Consider the following 17,898-nt stretch of genomic DNA (forward strand, 5'->3'; position numbering starts at 1 on the left):
GCTTTCGAATAAGGGAAGGTTGGGTGCGACATGGAGATGCGGAAGCTGGATGCGGCATGGGAAGTAAAGGGATTCTGGCCGTGGGTGCCGCTGAAGGGCACGAGCATGGAGATCGGCAATGAGCTGCTCGGCGTGACGGAGTGGATTCCGGCGACGGTGCCGGGCGGCGTGCATGAGGATCTGTACCGGGCGGGGCTCATCCCCGATCCGTATGTCGATACGAACAGCTTGGCAGTCGAATGGGTGGAGAACCGCTGGTGGGTGTATCGCGGCCGCTTCGCGCCGCCGGAGCTTGAGCCGGGCTGCCGGGCCGAGCTCGTGCTGGCCGGACTCGACTACGAGGCGATCGTCTCGCTGAACGGCCGCCGCCTCGGCGAGCATGAAGGCATGTACGAGCCGGCCGTCTACGACGTGACCGATCTGCTCGGCGAGCGCGAGACGGCGGAGCTGCAGATCATCCTCAAGCAGGCGCCGGACGAGATGGGCCAGATCGGCAAGACGAGCGAGACGTTCACGCAGAAGAGCCGCTTCAACTACAAGTGGGACTTCTCGACCCGGCTCGTCAACGTCGGCATCTGGGACACCGTCTCGCTGCGCGTCCGCCGCGCCGTCTCGCTGGACGAGCTGGCGCTGCATGCGGATGTGCGCGAGGACGGTACGGGAGTCGTGTCGGTGGCGGCCCTCGCGCGCGTGGAGAAAGGGACGGACGAGGCCGCGGCGGAGCTGGAGCTGCTCGATCCGGACGGCCGGACGGCCGCCCGCTGGAGCGGTCCGGTCGTGGACGGAGCGGTCCGGGCCGAGCTGGAGGTGCCGGAGCCGCGTCTGTGGCATCCGAACGGATACGGCGAGCAGCCGCTCTACGAGCTGAGGCTGCGCCTGTTCGCGGAAGGCCGGCTGACGGAGGAGACGACTCGGCGGACCGGCATCCGCCGCATCGAGTACCGGCGCAACCCGGGCGGACCGGACGACGCGCTGCCGTACACGTTTGTCGTCAACGGACAGCCGATCTACATTCAAGGCGCGAACCTGACGCCGCTCGACCATCTGTACGGCAACGTCGGAGCGGAGCGCTACGGCTGGCTCGCGCGTCTCGCCCGGCGGGCGAATCTCAACCTGCTGCGGGTGTGGGGCGGCGGCCTTATCGAAAAGGAAGAGCTGTACGACCTGTGCGACCGTCTCGGCATCCTCGTCTGGCAGGAGTTCATCCAGTCCAGCTCCGGCATCGACAACGAGCCGTCCCAAAAGCCGCGCTTCCTCGAGCTGCTCGGCCGCAGCGCCGTGCAGGCGCTCAAGACGCGGCGCAACCATGTGTCGCTGGCGGTGTGGAGCGGCGGCAACGAGCTGATGAGCGCGCCCGACCGGCCTTCGACCTATGAGGACGCCAATCTCGCCTATTTGCGGGCGCTCGTCGCCGAGCATGATCCGCAGCGGCTGTTCCTGCCGACGTCGGCGTCCGGTCCGAGGCAGTACATCACGAGCGAGAAGGGCGTCAGCCACGACGTCCACGGCCACTGGAAGTACATGGGCAATCCGGGCCATTACCCGCTGTACGCCGAGGCGGACCATCTGTTCCACAGTGAGTTCGGCGTCGACGGCGTCAGCAGCGTGAAAAGCCTTCGCAAGTTCCTGTCGGAGCCGCATCGGAAGCCGGTGTCGATGGAGGAGAGCTTCGTCTGGCGCCACCATGGCGAATGGTGGGACACGTTTGGCCGCGATACGGAGCTGTTCGGCGGCTTCGCCGACCTGCAGGCGTTCTCCGACGCGAGCCAGTGGATCCAGGCGGAAGGGCTGCGCTTCATCCTCGAGGCCAACCGTCGCCGCCAGGGCCGGCAGAGCGGCAGCATCATCTGGCAGCTCAACGAGCCGTGGCCGAACGCCAGCTGCACGAATCTCGTCGACTACTACATGGAGCCGAAAATGGCCTACTACTGGACCCGCTCGGCCTTCGAGGGCACGCATGCATCGCTCGACTACCGCTCGCTGGACGCGCCGGCGGGCAGCCGGCTGCAGGCGGCGGTGCATCTGCATCGCAGGCCGGGAGCGGTGGCGGGCGAAGGAGGCTTGCAGGCGGCGGGCGAGGCGGCGGGCGAGGCGCGCGGGTTGGATACGGGCCTGGCGGGTACGGCGATGATGGAGAGAGGCGCGAGCCAGGCGACGGGCGAAGGAGGCGGGTTGGCATCGGGCCAGTCGAATCCGCAGATGGACGAGAGAGAGGCGAGCCAGGCGGGAAGGGCGAGCGGCGAGGGGCGCGAGCTGGATGCGGGCCAGTCGAGCCAGGTGATGGATGAGGGACTCGAGGCGAATGTGACGCCGCTTCTCCGCGTACGCGCCGAAGTGAGGGACTTGCGCGGAGCGCTGCTGCATGAGCAGACGTTCGATGCGCCGGCCGGCGGGGAAACGGGCGCGGGAAGCGGCTCGCTCCGACTCGGAACGCTGGACTGGGTCGTGCAGGACACCTACAACGGCCTGCTGCTCGTCCGTCTCCGCATCGAGGGGATGGATGCGCCTCCTCCCGTCGACTACTTCTTCTCCACGCGGTCGCCGGAGGTATATGCTGCCGCGCTGAAGCCGATGGCCGCCGCGCTGCGGGCCGAGCCGCTGGGCGGTTGGGAGCAGGCGCCGCCCGAAGCGGGCGGACCGGCAGCCAGTCCGCGCCTGCGTCGCGCCTATGTCATCGCCAACGACGGCACGGAAGCCGCGCTGCATGTGCGGCCCGAGGAGATGACCGACGGCTGGTGGATGGAGGCGAGCGAGGCGTACTTCACGCTGCTGCCGGGAGAGTCGCGCCGGGTGGAGCTCTCCTGCGCGCCTCGCCGCGGCGAGCTGTTCGGCGCCGGAGCGGCGATCCGCGCCTCGGACGCGGGAAGAGTCGGCACGGATGCGGCGATTCGCGGCGCGGATGCGGAGAGTGTCGGCACGGATGCGAGGAGAGTTGGCACGGCTGAGGCGGGACGTGCCGCGGATGTGGAGAGTGTCGGCACGGATGCGGCGACTCGTGCCGGCGACGTGCCGACGGAGCCGACGGTCGTCTTCCGTGCGTTCAACCAGCCGCTGCCGGTGTGAGGGCAGCAATAGATAGGGGCAGATCAAGGCCGAGCGGATCGGCCTTGATCTGCCCCTTCTTTATATGCTGTAGTATCGCGCGAGCCCGCCGAACCTGCCCAACCAAGGCATAGAAGTGCCTTGGTTGCGTTCAAAACCGGTAGCGTCAAGAAGTATGTGTAAGCAGCAAGATATTCCCAGTCAAAATGGGTTGACGTCACTCTTGGTGGTGGGGGTAGCGTTTCTCAAACATCTGCTTCAACCTACGTTTTACCGACGGGTCGCCGAAGCCGCGAATGACTTTCTTGCCATAATACTCGTTGTACTCGCTAGCCGTCAGGTAAAGGATTTTCTCGACCGCCTCCATGTTGGTCAGGCTGTTCATGGGCTTAAGTCGTTTGCGGAATTCCTTGTTCATGCGTTCAATCGGGTTGGACGTGTAGATGGCCAGCTTCATTTCGGCGGGATACGAGTAGAACGTAAGCAGCGTGTCGAGCTGGTTTTCCCAGGACTGAATTTCTTTGGGATAGCGCTTCTGCCATTTGTCCTTAAGCCGGTCAAAAGCAGCCAGAGCCAAGTCCCGGTCTAGGGCGTTGTAGACGGTTTTGAGATCGGCAACGAAGTCCGTCTTGTCCTGCATGCGGATCTTGGGAAAGGTCGAGCGCACTTTGTGGACGACACAGTGCTGGACGTCGGCTTTGGGAAAGGCTTCCCGGAAGGCCGTATCCAGCCCAGGCAGCCCATCGAATACGCCAAGCAGAACTTCCTCCACGCCGCGCTGCTGCAAGTCTTTCAGCACGTCGCGCCATACGTTGGCACTCTCTTTTCCCCCGACGTAGAAGCCGAGGATGGATCGGTACCCGTCTTCGTCGATGCCCATCGCAAAACAAACGACTTCGCCGCTGACCGTGCTGCGCTTGAGCTTGACGTACATGCCGTCGAGGTAAATGACGGAGTAGCGCTTGCCGAGCGGCCTTGTCTGCCAGCGCTCCACGTCTTCCAGAACCGTCGAAGTGATGTTGCTAATCGTGGTCGGCGAGTACGCTTGACCGAACATGCCTTCAATGAACCGAGCGATGTCGCGGGTCGGCATGCCGCCTTTGTACATCTGAATGACGGCCTCCTCCAGCCAGCCGTCGCGCCGCTGATAGGGCTCGAACAGCTGCGTTTGGAAGTCGCCGTTTCGGTCTCGGGGCATCTCCAGATCCTCGATCAGGCCGTAGCGGGTGTGCAGATCCCGGTAGTAGTAGCCGTTTCGGCTGTTGCGGATACCCGCTGCCGCAGCCTCGGCCATGTGGTGCTGAATCTCCGTACGGATGAGAAACTCGATCCGCTCCTTTACGAAGGGGATGACAGAATTTTCAAAGAGATGGTTCAGGTGGTTTTCGGTTATACTAGTCATGAAGTAGGGTCCTTTCTTGGTGGCGTCGTAACCCCGAGAATACCCTACTTTTTTTGTGCCTAGCTAGTTACCCCTGAAAAAGTCGGGCTTTTTTGACAAAACAAAAAGGAATTCACAACCTCAAAATGGAAATTGTTATTGTCCAGATAACAATATTCCGCAACCCGAGGGAAGAATTCCTTTGTCTAAGGAGTTCAACACAGCGCCTCGGGAATCCTTCCAAGAGGTGAAGAAAATGTTGAAACTTCGTGACGAGCAATTAACGATGTGGGACGCCATTTTGCCTGGTGCAGTTCGAGCTCTGCCAGTTGAGCTTGCGATCATCGATGAGCTTCTAGACGATGAGCGGTTTCTTCAACCTTTCACCGAACTGCACCCGAAGGGTAAAAAGAGCGGCCGTCCTACATTTGCGATTGAAAAATACATTCGACTCATGGTACTCAAACACAAATATAATTTAGGCTACGAATCACTGGTTAAGGAAGTCGGCGACAGCATCACTTGGCGCCTGTTCTGCCGAATCGCGATCGATGAACCGATGCCGGACCCTTCCACACTGATCTATGCCCGCAAACGCTACGGCGATAAAATCGTCGAAGACATCAACGCCGCGCTAGTGAAACAGTGTGAAGAAAAAGCAATTCTCAAAACACGTAAATTGCGTACGGACACGACCGTTGTAGAATCCGATATCCATCACCCGACAGACGCCACGTTGCTTCAAGACGGCGTGAAGGTCATCACCCGAACGATTCAAAAGATACGCAAAATCGCCTCCCACGCTGCTCAAGGCTTTGAGGATCGGACGGCTGAAGTTAAAGAAAAGATTCTGTCCATCGCCAAAGTTCTGCGCCGTCGCACACGGGAATCGTGGGAAGAAGTCGACAAGATTACGCAAAGCGTAATCGAAGTAACCGAAAGCGTCGTGAACCACGCACAAACCGTCATTGAAAAACTGCAAGACAAAAGCAAAACAACCGTTCAGCAAAGCAAAGCGAAACTGTCGGCCGCGGTTGAACTTACTGGGAAGCTGCTGGAACAAGCCAGACAGGTCGTTTCCGGCAAACGCATCATCGCCGATCGTATCGTCAGTTTCTTTGACCCCGAAGCCAGGCCGATTAAGAAGGGGAAGTTAGCCAAAGGCACGGAATTCGGTTACAAGGTGCGAATAGATGAGACGGAAAGCGGCTTCGTCACCGGTTACGCCGTCTACGAGGGAAATCCCTCTGATGACGAATTGCTTGTTCCCGCTATAGAAGCACACATCAAGCAGTTCGGCAAGGCGCCGCAGGCCGTAGCCACCGACCGCGGCTTCTCAAGCAAGAAGAATGAAACAGCCATTACTGAACTCGGTGTGAAACGAGCCAGCTTGCCGCGAAAGGGCAAGAAAGGCATCGCACGTACGGAGTATGAAAAAGAAAAGTGGTTTAAGGACTTGCAGCGTTACCGTGCAGCTGGAGAAGCAAAGATTAGTCTTCTCAAGCGCAAGTACGGTTTGAACCGCAGCAGATACCGGGGCTTTGCTGGCTCAAAAAGCTGGGTCGGCTTCGGAATTCTAACCCACAACCTGCAAAGAGCGGCAAAAATGCTCCAAAACTAAGATGAACGAGGGGTACGGGGTGAAATCTCCCCTCCAAAACAAAAGTCACCAGAGTCCCTCTTTCAGAATCGGACTTTTTCAGGGGTAACTAGCTAGGCTCCAAATGTTGGTACACAACTTATTGTACGTCACCTCAAAACCCGCCGAACCTGCCCAACCAAGGCATAGAAGTGCCTTGGTTGCATTCAAAACCCGCCGAACCGGCCCAACCAAGGCATAAAAGTGCCTTGGTTGCGTTCAAACCCGCCGAACCGATTCAACCAAACATTCCTGTATAAGCTAAGAAATGAGCTTGGACACAAAAAGGAACGCTCCTATAAGATGAGGTTGCGACGGGTCAGAGCCCTAATAACTCATCTAAAGGAGACGTTCCACTATGAAGTTTACTCGAAAGCACTCGGTTGATCAACGTTTGGATCAAATGACCGAAAAGCATGTTATCGTCGGCATTGACATCGCGAAGGACAAGCATGCCGCCCGGATGACCAATTTCCGTGGTCGGACCTTGACACCACGCCATTACGCTTTCACCAATGACGCCCACGGATTCGAGCAGCTGCTGCAATGGTTGAATCAAGCAATGCAGAAGCACTGCCTCTCCACCGCAATCGTCGGCATGGAGCCCACGGGACACTACTGGTTCAATCTGGCTCATTGGCTGCTGGAGCGCGGAATCAAGGTCGTTCTGGTCAATCCCGCCCTCACCCGTCGGCACAAGGAAGACCGCGACAACAGTCCCGCCAAGAACGACCCGAAAGATGCGCTCGTCATCGCGGATGTCGTAACACGAGGGTACTACACCGAGTATACGCCGCAGGACGAGAGGTTTGGTCGGTTGAAAAGCGCCGTTCTTCATCGTGACATGCTGGTTCGGAATCAGACGCAGACGGGAAACCGGATCGTGCGCTGGATCGACCTGTACTTTCCTGAATACTCGACGGTGTTCAAGAACTGGGACGGCGTGCGTTCTCTAGCTACGCTCAAGTCGCTCCAGCTGCCGAAAGAACTTCGCCGATGGAGCGTGGACGATTTCATCCGGCATTGGGGCGAGCAAGGCTTGCAGCGGCCTGGGGGCGTCAGCGGGCGAAAACGGGCAGCAGAGCTGATTCAAGCGGCCTCTGGCAGCATTGGCGACTGTCGAGCGCCGGAGGAGGCCATCTTGACGCTGAGCCACTTGCTGGAGATGTACGAGCTGGGCAAGCGCCAGATCGAAGCCGTCGACCAGCGTCTGGAAGAGCTGCTGCGCGACCTGCCGCAGGCCGAGCAGCTGGCCAGTCTGGGCAGCGGCATGGGACCAACGGTTCAAGCAGCCCTACTTGGGCTCGCGGGCGACTTGAGCTCCTACCGCCACGGCAATCAGCTGTTGAACCGCGCTGGTCTTAGTTTGGCGACGCAACGTTCCGGCACGTACAAGGGACAAGTCAAGCTGACCAAACGAGGCGACAGCCTACTGCGAAAAGTCCTGTTTCTAGCCGTGCTCTGTCTGGTGAAAGACCATCCGGAATTCAAAACCTGCCATGAACGAAACCAGGCTCAAGGAATGGCCAGAAAGAAATCCATTATTTGTCTGATCGGCAAACTGGCTCGAATGCTCGTCGCAATGGCAAATAAAGGGGAACGATACCGCCCCAACCTAGAGTCGAACGCAGCCTAGTCGAACCAGCAGGCGAGCTCCTCCACACGCCACACCATTGTCATTTACGAATGCTGACCCGTTCGCGGGATTTTACACGGAAACGCACCGAGAGAACCGAGTTTTTTATGCAATAGGGCCCAGACCCGTTATCCAAAACGAATCGGCCTCCACGCTTTGGCCAGGTGAAACGAAGGAATGTGAGGGCATAGACCCGTAGAGATCTGGGAGGGTGAACCGCCAAAGGACAAGTGGAAGAGGGTGCGACAAAACCGCTCCTGCCGAGGTTCGTGATTCACGGACTTCTGTTCCCGCCTGCCCTAAAAGCGGCCCACAACCGTCTCTCGGTCCATCTTCTTCGGTTTCAAGCCTACCGTCTCGAAAGAGAATCGTGTGAAATCCTGCGAACGAGTGAGCATTCGTGAGAAAACCTCTTAATTATGAGGGAGGCATAAAAGTGCCTTGGATGCGTTCAAAACCCGCCGAACCGGCCCAACCAAGGCATAGAAGTGCCTTGGATGCGTTCAAAACCCGCCGAACCGGCCCAACCAAGGCATAAAAGTGCCTTGGATGCGTTCCAAAACCCGCCGAACCGGCCCAACCAAGGCATAAAAGTGCCTTGGATGCATTCAAAACCCGCCGAACCAGCCCGACCAAGGCATAAAAGTGCCTTGGATGCGTTGGGCTGCCGTCTAAGCCTCCGCGTCAGCCCCAGCCTCCGCCTCGCCCGCCTCAACCTCCGCCTTCGCCTCGGCAACGGCCTCCAGCCGAATCCCGTACCGGGCCAGCGCCTTCACCGCACTGGCACTCATCTGCTCCTGCAGAGCAGCGCTAGCAGCGCCATCGGCGACGCGCACCCGCTTGCCGAGGAAGCGCAGCTTCTGCAGCAGGAAGCCGCGCTCGTCCCGCGGATAGCGGAGCGCGATGCGGTAGACGCCCTCGGCGGCGTCGAAGCGCACCTCCTGGCGGAAGCAGGAGAGCGCGTACAGGATGCGCGACAGCTCGCGGTTGTAGCGGGGGAGGAGCTCCAGCTCGACCTCCTCCTGCGAGCGCGCCGTCAGCCGCGCGATCGCCGCGTCCAGCCGATCCGCCTCGCCCGGCGGCAGCGGCCGCTCCTCCACGCCATGCGCATGGGTGAGCCGCGTGCGCATGAGCGGCCGTCCCTGGCTCCGGTGCCAGAGCAGGTACCACTGCTTGGTCGACATCGCGTAGTCGAGCCGGTACGGGTAGCCCTCGGCATGGCGCAGCTCGCCGCCGCCCTTGGCGCTGTAGGCGAGCCGCATGCCGCTGCGGCCCGCAATGATCGCCGCCAGCTCTGGCAGCAGCGGCGAATACAGCCGCCGCTCCCGGCTGCGCGCCTTCTCGTCCAGATGTCCCAGCGGCAGCGGCGGCTCCTCGGCCAGCAGCTCCGCGAGCTTGGCGCGCGCCGCCGAGCCGAGGAAGCCTTCTGCGGCGGGATGCTCCAGCATGAGCTTCAGCCAGGCGCGCTCGCGCCCGGTCACGGCGACGGCGCCCGCCTCCGCCATGCGGCGGCTCAGCTCATGATTGTGCGCCTTGTCGAACAGCAGCTCCATACGTCTCCGCCAGCTCCTTCCACTCCTCGATCATGTCCTGCCGCAGCTCCTCCGGCTCCAGCACCTCGCAGCTGGAGCCGAAGCTGCGCAGCCACGGGCGGATCTCCCTCGTCCCGTTCACCTCGATGTCGTACCGGAACGAATCCGGTCCTTCCTCCGTCGTCTCGCCCCATTGCCCTTGCAGCAGCACCCGTTCGCGGACGAAGTCGTACTCCGCCCCCTCGGGACGGAAAAACCGCACGGAAACGCGCGTCGGCTCGCCCAGATCGACGAGCCAGCTCGTGCGCAGCCGCGCGTCCAGCTGCTCCCGCTTGCGGGCGAACAGCTCGGGATCGGCGGCCCCGCCGATCGCCAGGCCGCTCATTCCTTCCATCCGCCAGGCGCTCAGCCCGTGGACGCGCGTGAAGCCGAGCGCGTACCAGCGGCCGTACTGGTGGTCGTAGACCGCCTTGAGCGGAAGCATCGCGATCTGCCGCGCCGGGCTGGTCCGCGCATGCAGCGGATTGGTGCCGCGCGCGGCGTAGCGATGCTCCGACTTCGGCGTCAAGTACTCGAAGCTCGCCGTGCGCCGCTCCTCGATCGCCGCCAGCAGCGGATGCAGGTACGCCTCGTCGAGGATGCGGCAGTCGTAGCGGTAGGCGAAGCCGACGCCGGCGCTGAGCGCGCCGTCCCGACCGAGCAGGCGGCGCAGGCTGTCCTGCAGCAGGAACCCGTGCACCGACGGCACCCGCGTGTGGGCCATCGCATGCACGAACAGCTCGAGCCGCCGCAGCTCCTCGGGCTCCAGCGCCGCCCACAGCTCGTCGCGCAGCCGGTAGCGCACCGGACGGCCGCCTGCGCGCGCGACGATGCCGGCTTTTTCGAGGTAGGCGAGGTCGGAGCGGATCGTCTTTTCGTCCGGCCACGGCGACGCCTCCGGCCAGCCGCCGCAGCAGGCGTCGAGCAGCTCCGCGGCCGTTCGGCCGCCTTTCCCAAGCTCACCCTGCAACAGCGAGAGCCGTGCGATTTCCGATTCCTTAAGCGAGCGGGAGCGGAAAAGGAACAGCAGCAGCGGGTCGCCGCCCCGCTCGCGCCTCGCCTGCAGCAGCCGGCCGAGCCCAAGCTCGCCGTCCGCGCCAGCGGCCGAAGCGGCCTCGCGCAGCCTTCGCAGCGCCTTGTCGAGCGTATGCACCGAGATGCCGAGCCGCTCCGCCGACTCCTTGCGGCTGAACGCGCCGCCCGTCAGCACGAGCAGCCGCAGCAGCTCGATCTCCTTGTCGAAGCTTTCTCTCGCCATCCTCGCTTCCTCCTCCCGCTCGATCCAGCCTTTTTTGTCGAACCTGCTTTATTCGGGACGGCACGCCTGATTTCCTGCCCGGGCGGCTCCGCGCCGGATTGCCGCTTTTTTCCGCCAAGCGGACGCCTTCGCCATACTTCCGCCCTGTTCCGCCCGTCCGCAGGAGGCTATGATGAAGCGGAAAGGTCAGGCGACAGGCGGGAACTTCGGCCGCAGGCCCTGTTCCGCAGTGCCGGGACGCTGATCCGACAGGCATGCTACGGCCGTCCTTTCTCCTCGTTCATTCACCGGGTTCGAATCCCGGACGCTCTATCAGGGGCGTTCATGGTTGATGAATTCAAAACGGCGAAGAGCCTACGAGCGCAGTACCCGAGGGACCGGCATCCGATCCCGCCGATCCGCGCCGGCCGCGCCTCCAAGGGCGGTGCCGGAAGCAGGCCATGCAGCGCCATGCGCCGGCGGCGGCAAGAAGGACGATTCCCCCCGCAGCGATCGCCCGCTCGCGACTCTCCTTGCGCCATGGCGCAAGGAGGGAAGCGCGAAGGGACGGCAGCGGGAAATTGTCTGGAGGCCGCCTGCCCGCAGGCGCTCCGCCGACGCTTCCGGGGCGCGGGCGAGCGGACGGATGCCGCCCGACCCCGGCCATTCCGAGCCGAAGCAGCCTGCCGAGCGGCGCGACGCCGCAGGCGGCTCGCGGCTTACTTAGGGCGTGTTTGCAACCCCGCTCAGGAGCGTCTATCACCGCCTTTTTGCCCCCTGCTTCGTCACGCAGGCTCGACGTACCCCCGGTACGCTTTCGCCTACGTTCCTCGCAGGAATCAAAAATTCGGCCATATTCGGCTTCCTTCGAAGGATGCAAACACGCCCTCATACAAGGAGATGATCGATATGTTCGAAATCGTCACGATCAAGCCGACCGAGCGCGGTTTGCTGTACCGGAGAGGAAGCTATGCAGGACTGCTCCTGCCTGGAACGAAGCGGCTGATCCGGCTGCGCTGCGAGACCGCGGTCGCCTGCCGCGTCGACGAGCCGTTCCTGCCGCCGGACGGTCCGCTGGCCGTCTACCTGCAGGATGCGAGGCTCGCCGCGGAGCTCGACGTCGTAGAGGTCGGCGACGGCGAATACGCCGCTCACCGCATCGACGGACGCTTCGAACGGCTGCTGCCGCCGGGCCTGCATGCTTTTTGGAAAGCGGGCGGCCGCCACGAGTTCCAGCGCATCGATATGCGCGAGCCGGACGTTTCGGCGGCGCTCGAGCCGGAGCTCGCGGAGCGGATCGGGCCATATGCGCAGACGCTGGAGGTGGAGAGCTGGGAGCGCGGCTTCCTTTTCTACGACCATGAGCTGCAGCGCGAGCTCGGTCCCGGCCGCCACCGGTTCTGGCGCGGTCCGGTCAAGGCGTCGGTCCAAAAGGTCGACCTGCGCCGCCAGCAGCTCGAGCTGCACGGCCAGGAGATGATGACCGCCGACAAGGTGACGCTGCGGCTCAACTTCGTCAGCGCATACCGCGTCAGCGACCCGCGCCGCACGCTCGAGATCCGCTCGCTGTCCGAGCATCTGCACGCCTCGCTGCAGCTGATCCTGCGCGACATCGTCGCCGGCAGGACGCTCGACCGCCTGCTCGCCGCGCGCGACGAGGCGGCGTCCGAGGCGCTGGAGCGGCTGCGGGCGGCAGGGGCCGCGAGCGGCGTCGAATTCCTTGGCGCGGGCATCAAGGACGTCATTCTGCCGGGCGAGATGCGCGACATTCTCAATACCGTGCTGCTGGCGGAAAAGAAGGCGCAGGCGAACCTCATCACCCGTCGCGAGGAGACGGCTTCGACGCGCAGCCTGCTGAACACGGCCAAGCTGATGGAGGAGAACGAGACGCTTTACCGGCTCAAGGAGCTGGAGATGCTGGAGCGGCTCGCCGAGCGCATGGACCGCATCACGCTCGACTCCGGCAGCCCGGTGCTGGAGCAGCTCGCCCGGCTTGCCGGCGGCACGGGCCGGCGCTGAAGCCATTCGACGGGCTTGCCGGCGGCACGGGCCGGCGCGCGAAAGCCCCTCTGGCGGGCGGTTCCTTGCGGACCGCCCGAATTTTTATTCTTTTGGGAGCATAAGGAAAAAGGAACCGTCTCGGGCCTGCGATCCGTAGTATAATAATCGTGGTGCGCCTGCAGGCGGGCAGCACTTGGCATGGCTTCATACATAGGGAGGGTGGACATTCATGCAGCAACCGCAACAACTGAGGCCGATGGGGATCGGCCGCATTCTCGACCGCAGCTTCCAGCTGTACCGCACCCACTTCACGACGCTGGCGATTATCATGCTGGCGCTGTACGGCCCGATGGCGATCGTCTCGATGGCGCTCGCCACCGATTCGTCCAACACGACCTCCGGACTCATGGATACCATCCGGAATGGCGGCATCGACGGCTACCTGCAGTCGATCGAATCAGGCGAAGGAGCCGGACTGAGCGGAGGCGCCGTGCTGGCGATGCTGCTCGGCTTCGTGCTCATGCTGCTGCTCGGACCGGTCTCGGTCGCGGCGATCGTGCATCTCGTGCAGGCGCATCTGCGCGGCGAGGAAATTCCGAGCGCGGGCGAGCTGCTCAAAAAAGGCTTCCGCCGCCTCTGGCCGCTGACCGGCAGCACGCTGCTGTACGGCATCATCATGCTCGGGCTGTATCTGCTCGTTGTCGTCGCGTTCGCTTTCGCGGTTGGAATCTTGTTCGCCGCGGCGCTGTCCGGCACGGACGCGGGGGCAGGGCCGGCCATGCTGCTGCTTGTTCCCGCAGTCATCGGCGTCCTGCTGCTGATCACGTTCTTCGCGGTCCGCTGGGCGTTCTATCTGCCGTTCGTCGCGCTGAACGAGAGCGGCACGGGCGTCGGCGCGAGCTGGCGCCTGACCAAAGGCAGCTTCTGGCGGCTGCTGCTGCTCTACCTCGTGCTCTGGATCCTGCTCGCCATCTTCACCGGCGTGCTGAGCCTCGGCTCGGCCGCGATCTTCGGCGGAGGCGTGCTGAACTCGCTCGTCGACTCGCTCGTCTCGATCCTGATCGGATCGCTGTGGGTCCTGCCGTATGCGATCGCGTTCTTCGACCTGCGCGTGCGCCGCGAGGGCTGGGGACTGGAGACGCTGCTCGACGGAGCGCAGCCGTACGGCGGACAGACTCCGCCTCCTCCTCCAGCGAGCTGGGGCGGCGGCTACGGCGCGCCGGACCGTACAGACCGCTCCGATGAGAGCGGCAGCTCCGGGGACGGCCCTCGTCCATGACGGAAAGGGGGCAGCTGGAGGAGATCCTCTCCCGCGAGGAATATACCGCCTACCGCAAGGAGCCGGGCTTTTCCTTGTGGGACTGGATCGTGGAGCAGCTCGGACGGCTGCTCGCCGCGATCTTCCCCGACCTGAAGCCCGGACCGGGCACGATCAGCCTGCTGTCCATCCTGATCGTCGTCGCGCTCGCCGCCTTCCTCGGCTGGATGGGCTGGCTGCTGCTGCGCCGCTTCGGGCCGGCGGGCCGGCTGCGCTCCGGCGTCTGGATGGAGGCGGGCGACGACAGCCGCTCCTGGCGGCATTACGCCCGGCTCGGCGAAGGCTTCGCCGAGCGCGGACAGTGGAGGGACGGCGTGCGCGCCGTCTTTCTCGCTTTCCTGTTCCGGCTGGAGGAGCGCGGAGAGCTGAGGGTCGAGGCGTGGAAGACGAACCGCGAGTACCTGGAGGAGCTGGCTGCGGCCGGCTCTGCGCATGCGCCTGCCCTGCGCGGAGCGATGGTGCTGTTCGAGCGCGTCTGGTACGGCCGGCTGGAAGCGTCGCAGGCTCAGTACGACGAGCTGAAGGCGCTGCTGGCTGAGGCCGAAGGCAAGGAGGTGCCGCAATGAGGATGGGGAGCAAGCGCAGCGTCTGGCTGCTGGCTCTTTTTGCGGCGCTGTTCCTGCTGCTCGGCCTGCTGCTGGGCCGGCCGCAGCTGCGGGACGAGCCGCCGAACCTGAGCTTCTCGTCGGATACGGACGGGCTCAAGGCATGGCGCGAGCTGCTGCAGGAGCGGCATCCGCTCGTCGGCGAGTGGCGGCAGCGCTGGGACGAGCTGCCGGCCGGCTCGGGCCGGCTGCTGATCGCCGCGGAGCCGGCCGGCGTCAGCGGGGTCGAATGGCAGGCGCTGCACGAGTGGCTGAAGACGGGGAATTCCGTGCTGCTGCTCGGCGATCTGCCGGATCAGCCGTTCTGGGAGCTGACGGAAGGCTGGAGCCCAGCGCCGGATGAAGGCGAGCCGTCCGAGGCAACCGGATCCGATGAACAGGCTGAGTCGGACGAAAAGGCAAGCGGAGACCAGAAGGCCGGGACGGACGAAGAGGCTCCCCTCTCCGCCGTGGACGCGTCGGCGCTGCTCGGCCCGGGCGCCTATGAGGCGCAGGCCGAGGCGTCGCCGCGGATCGCCGTTCCGGACGGCGAGGGCGAAGCGCTCGTGACCGACGAGCGCGGCACGCTGGCGGCGCGCCAGAGCGTCGGCTCCGGCTCCGCGACGCTCGCCGTCGAGCCGCGCTGGATGCAGAACGGCACGGCGCTCAGCGGCTCGCATGCCGAGCTGATGGCCGCGCTGCTCGCAGGCAGCTGGACGGAGATCCTGTTCGACGAGCAGCATCACGGCTATACGTCCGCGCCGGGGGCGTTCGCCGTTCTGCCGCGTCCGCTGCTGCTGGCGAGCGCGCTGCTGCTGCTGGCGCTGCTGCTCGCGCTCTGGAGCGCCGGCAAGCGCTTCGGTCCGACGCGCGTGCCGCGGGAGTGGACGGTGCGGCGCGGCGACGAGACGGTGCGGGCGCTGGCCGCCTGGTACGAGCGCTTCGGCCTCATGGACGAGGCGCTGGAGCGGCAGCGGCGGCGGCTGCGGCAGCAGCTGGCGCAGCGCTGGGGGCTGCCTGCGGCGGCGTCGCCGGAGCAGGCGGCCGCGGCCGCCCGCAGCCGCTGGAGCGAGGAGGACGCGCTGCGCCTGCGGCGGGCGCTCGAGGAGCGGCCGCTGCAGGCCGCCGGCCGCAAGGCGGCGCGGCGCGAGTTTACGGCAAGATCCAAGGAAGCAAGCGAGCTGGCGGCGCTGCTGCGAGGCGGCGCCGAGCCGGGAAGGGGACATAGAAGATGAATCACTTGGTCGAATCGCTGGAGCGGCGGATCCATGGTCAGAGCCGCAACGTCCGTCTGCTCGTCACCGCGCTCGTCGCGGGCGGGCATGTGCTGCTGGAGGGAGTGCCGGGACTCGGCAAGACGAGCCTGGCGCGCGAGCTGGCGGCGCTGTCGGGCTGCGGCTGGCGGCGCATCCAGTTCACGCCGGACCTGCTGCCGGGCGACATTACGGGCAGCGTGACCTACAGCATGCAGGAGCAGAGCTTCTCCGTCGTCAAAGGGCCGGTGTTCACGAACGTGCTGCTCGCCGACGAGATCAACCGCTCCGGGCCGAAGACGCAAGCCGCCCTGCTGGAGGCGATGGAGGAGCGGCAGACGACGATCCAGGGCACGACCTACGCGCTGCCGGAGCCGTTCTTCGTCGTCGCGACGCAAAATCCGGTCGAGTACGACGGCACGTATCCGCTGCCGGAGGCGCAGCTCGACCGGTTCCTGTTCAAGCTCGTGCTGGACTATCCGGGCGAGCAGGCGGAGATCGGCATCCTGCGCTCGCATCGGCGGGCCGGCAGCATCCGCGAAGCGGCGCCGGAGCCGGCCGTCTCGCCGGAGGAGCTGCTGGAGCTGCAGCGCCGGGTCGAGGACGTCGTCGTCGAGGACGCCATCTACGGCTACGTCGCCGCGCTCGTGCGCGCCACGCGCGACGCCGACGGCGTGCAGCTCGGCGCGAGTCCGCGCGCGGGCATCGCGCTGCTGCGGGCGGCGTCCGCCTGGGCGCTGCTCGAAGGACGCGACTACATGACGCCGGACGACATCAAGGAAATGGCGCTTCCGGTGCTTCGCCACCGGCTGCTGCTGACGCCGCAGGCGGAACTGGAGGGGATGACCGGTGAAAGCATCATCCGGCAAACGCTGGCATCGGTTCCGGTCCCTCGCTGACCGGCTGCTGCGGCGCGCGCCTCTGCCGACGCCGCGGCTCGCCTGGTGGACGGCCGGCGGCGGGGCTGCGGCCGCGCTTGCCGGAGCGGCCGGCCGCGAGCTGGAGGCCGCCGCGCTTTGGCTGGCCGCGCTCGCCGCGCTGTCGGCCGCCGATCTGGCGCGGCTGCCGCGTGCGTCCGCCTGGTCGGCGCGCCGCGAGCTGCCGGAGAGCGCCGAGATCGGCCGCGAGTTCGCGGTCCGGCTGGAGCTGACCTGCCGCACGGCGCTGCCGCTGCGCGTGGAGCTTGCCGACGACATCCCGGACCGCTTCGACCGTCCGGACGGGCGGAGCGCGGCCGGCACGCTGGAGCGCGGCCGGCTGCAGGCGTCGTACCGCCTCCGCGCGCTGGAGCGCGGGCGGTTTCGTTTCCGCGAGGTGGACCTGCGCTGGAGCGGCGGCCTCGGCCTGTGGCGCAAGCAGGCGCAGCTCGCCGTCGAGGACGGCATCCGCATCGATCCCGACCTGTCGGGCGTGCGCGGCGTGCTCGCCTCGGCGCAGGACTCGCTGCTCGTCGACGGCAAGCGGATCCACCGCCGCCAGCGCGGCGGCACGGAGTTCGACGCGATCCGCGAGTATGCGGCCGGCGACGACATCCGCGAGGTCAACTGGCGTGCGACGGCGCGCTCCGGACGGCTGCTGACGAACCTGTATCGGCCCGAAAAGGGCAAGACGCTCGTGCTGCTGCTCGACTGCGGCCGCCAGATGGGCGTCGAGCTGGACGGCCGGGTCAAGCTCGACCGGACGCTGGAGGCGGCGCTGACGCTGGCCGCCGCCGCGCTCCGGCAGGGCGATCTCGTCGCGCTGATCGCTTATTCGAGCCGCGTCAAGCTGTTCGTCCCGCCCGGCCGCGGCCTCGAGCAGCTGCAGACGCTGACCCGCGCGGCGAGCGACATCGCGCCGGACTACGCCGAGGCGGGGGCCGCCGTAGGGCTCGGCTTCCTGCTGCAGCGCGTGCGGCGGCGCTCGTTCGCGGTGCTCTTTTCCGACATGGACCATTACCTGCATGACGCCGAGCTGCTGCCGTACGCGGCCAAGCTGCGCAAGCAGCATCATCTCGTGCTGATGTCGCTGCAAAATCCGGCGCTGCGCGAGCTCGAGGAGCGGCCTCCCGAGACGGCCGGCGACGCCTACGTGCGGAGCATGGCGGCGTCTTACGCGCTGGAGCGGCAGCTGCTCGTGCGGCGGCTCGGCAGCGGCGGCGTGCCGATGCTCGACGCTTCTCCGGACCAGCTGGCGACCAGCGCGGTGAGCGCCTATCTCGACATCCGCGACAAGATCTGATCCGGCAAAGGTCAGG

At 64.9% G+C, this 17,898-nt stretch carries 12 protein-coding genes; 9 read left to right on the forward strand and 3 right to left on the reverse strand.

Annotated elements, in window-relative coordinates; genetic code table 11:
- Window positions 1–30: 30 nt before the first annotated feature.
- Window positions 31–3,063, forward strand: coding sequence for a glycoside hydrolase family 2 protein (locus GE073_RS06045; RefSeq protein WP_153783038.1), 3,033 nt, complete (start codon window positions 31–33; stop codon window positions 3,061–3,063).
- Between the two features lie 196 nt (window positions 3,064–3,259).
- Here GE073_RS06045 and GE073_RS06050 read toward each other — a convergent pair whose 3' ends face one another.
- Window positions 3,260–4,444, reverse strand: coding sequence for an IS256 family transposase (locus GE073_RS06050; protein ID WP_101807766.1), 1,185 nt, complete (start codon window positions 4,442–4,444; stop codon window positions 3,260–3,262).
- A gap of 235 nt (window positions 4,445–4,679) precedes the next feature.
- Between GE073_RS06050 and GE073_RS06055 the strand changes: the two genes are divergently transcribed.
- Both GE073_RS06055 and GE073_RS06060 read left to right on the forward strand, forming a co-directional pair.
- Window positions 4,680–6,044 carry an ISNCY family transposase gene (locus tag GE073_RS06055; RefSeq protein ID WP_153783039.1) on the forward strand — a complete coding sequence of 455 codons (1,365 nt, stop codon included), beginning with the start codon at window positions 4,680–4,682 and terminating at the stop codon, window positions 6,042–6,044.
- A gap of 376 nt (window positions 6,045–6,420) precedes the next feature.
- Entirely contained in the window at window positions 6,421–7,698 is a 1,278-nt protein-coding gene (locus tag GE073_RS06060) for an IS110 family RNA-guided transposase (RefSeq protein WP_153783040.1), read from the forward strand.
- Between the two features lie 671 nt (window positions 7,699–8,369).
- On the opposite strand, the gene GE073_RS06065 is transcribed toward GE073_RS06060, so the two are convergent.
- Complete coding sequence (locus GE073_RS06065; RefSeq protein ID WP_153783041.1) at window positions 8,370–9,251, reverse strand: WYL domain-containing protein; 882 nt, start codon at window positions 9,249–9,251, stop codon at window positions 8,370–8,372.
- A complete protein-coding gene (locus GE073_RS06070; RefSeq protein WP_153783042.1) occupies window positions 9,217–10,527 on the reverse strand; it encodes a helix-turn-helix transcriptional regulator in 1,311 nt (436 codons plus the stop codon). The genes GE073_RS06065 and GE073_RS06070 overlap by 35 nt, the downstream gene beginning before the upstream one ends.
- Before the next feature lie 888 nt (window positions 10,528–11,415).
- On the opposite strand from GE073_RS06070, the gene GE073_RS06075 reads away from it, so the two are divergent.
- From GE073_RS06075 to GE073_RS06100, 6 genes are all read left to right on the forward strand, one after another.
- Complete coding sequence (locus GE073_RS06075) at window positions 11,416–12,525, forward strand: slipin family protein (protein ID WP_153783043.1); 1,110 nt, start codon at window positions 11,416–11,418, stop codon at window positions 12,523–12,525.
- Window positions 12,526–12,736: 211 nt separating this feature from the next.
- The gene (locus GE073_RS06080; RefSeq protein ID WP_153783044.1) at window positions 12,737–13,786 is read left to right on the forward strand and encodes a glycerophosphoryl diester phosphodiesterase membrane domain-containing protein; all 1,050 of its coding nucleotides are present in this window, start codon (window positions 12,737–12,739) and stop codon (window positions 13,784–13,786) included.
- On the forward strand, window positions 13,783–14,391 hold the full coding sequence (locus GE073_RS06085) for a DUF4129 domain-containing protein (RefSeq protein WP_028597911.1): 609 nt from the start codon (window positions 13,783–13,785) through the stop codon (window positions 14,389–14,391). The genes GE073_RS06080 and GE073_RS06085 overlap by 4 nt, the downstream gene beginning before the upstream one ends.
- Entirely contained in the window at window positions 14,388–15,644 is a 1,257-nt protein-coding gene (locus GE073_RS06090; protein ID WP_153783045.1) for a DUF4350 domain-containing protein, read from the forward strand. Before GE073_RS06085 ends, GE073_RS06090 begins: the two co-directional genes overlap by 4 nt.
- The gene (locus GE073_RS06095) at window positions 15,641–16,561 is read left to right on the forward strand and encodes an AAA family ATPase (RefSeq protein WP_028597913.1); all 921 of its coding nucleotides are present in this window, start codon (window positions 15,641–15,643) and stop codon (window positions 16,559–16,561) included. The genes GE073_RS06090 and GE073_RS06095 overlap by 4 nt, the downstream gene beginning before the upstream one ends.
- Window positions 16,512–17,882 carry a DUF58 domain-containing protein gene (locus GE073_RS06100; protein WP_101808682.1) on the forward strand — a complete coding sequence of 457 codons (1,371 nt, stop codon included), beginning with the start codon at window positions 16,512–16,514 and terminating at the stop codon, window positions 17,880–17,882. Before GE073_RS06095 ends, GE073_RS06100 begins: the two co-directional genes overlap by 50 nt.
- The last annotated feature ends 16 nt before the right edge of the window (window positions 17,883–17,898 follow it).

The sequence above is a fragment of the Paenibacillus sp. B01 genome, assembly GCF_009649995.1.
GTDB classification, from domain to species: domain Bacteria; phylum Bacillota; class Bacilli; order Paenibacillales; family Paenibacillaceae; genus Paenibacillus_O; species Paenibacillus_O pasadenensis.

Bases quoted from the DNA above. Each gene is read 5' to 3' on its own strand.
- GE073_RS06080 (WP_153783044.1), top strand. From the start codon at position 12,737: ATGCAGCAACCGCAACAACTGAGGCCGATGGGGATCGGCCGCATTCTC.
- GE073_RS06075 (WP_153783043.1), top strand. From the start codon at position 11,416: ATGTTCGAAATCGTCACGATCAAGCCGACCGAGCGCGGTTTGCTGTAC.
- GE073_RS06065 (WP_153783041.1), bottom strand. From the start codon at position 9,251: ATGGAGCTGCTGTTCGACAAGGCGCACAATCATGAGCTGAGCCGCCGC.
- GE073_RS06050 (WP_101807766.1), bottom strand. From the start codon at position 4,444: ATGACTAGTATAACCGAAAACCACCTGAACCATCTCTTTGAAAATTCT.
- GE073_RS06085 (WP_028597911.1), top strand. From the start codon at position 13,783: ATGACGGAAAGGGGGCAGCTGGAGGAGATCCTCTCCCGCGAGGAATAT.
- GE073_RS06095 (WP_028597913.1), top strand. From the start codon at position 15,641: ATGAATCACTTGGTCGAATCGCTGGAGCGGCGGATCCATGGTCAGAGC.
- GE073_RS06060 (WP_153783040.1), top strand. From the start codon at position 6,421: ATGAAGTTTACTCGAAAGCACTCGGTTGATCAACGTTTGGATCAAATG.
- GE073_RS06045 (WP_153783038.1), top strand. From the start codon at position 31: ATGGAGATGCGGAAGCTGGATGCGGCATGGGAAGTAAAGGGATTCTGG.
- GE073_RS06090 (WP_153783045.1), top strand. From the start codon at position 14,388: ATGAGGATGGGGAGCAAGCGCAGCGTCTGGCTGCTGGCTCTTTTTGCG.
- GE073_RS06070 (WP_153783042.1), bottom strand. From the start codon at position 10,527: ATGGCGAGAGAAAGCTTCGACAAGGAGATCGAGCTGCTGCGGCTGCTC.
- GE073_RS06055 (WP_153783039.1), top strand. From the start codon at position 4,680: ATGTTGAAACTTCGTGACGAGCAATTAACGATGTGGGACGCCATTTTG.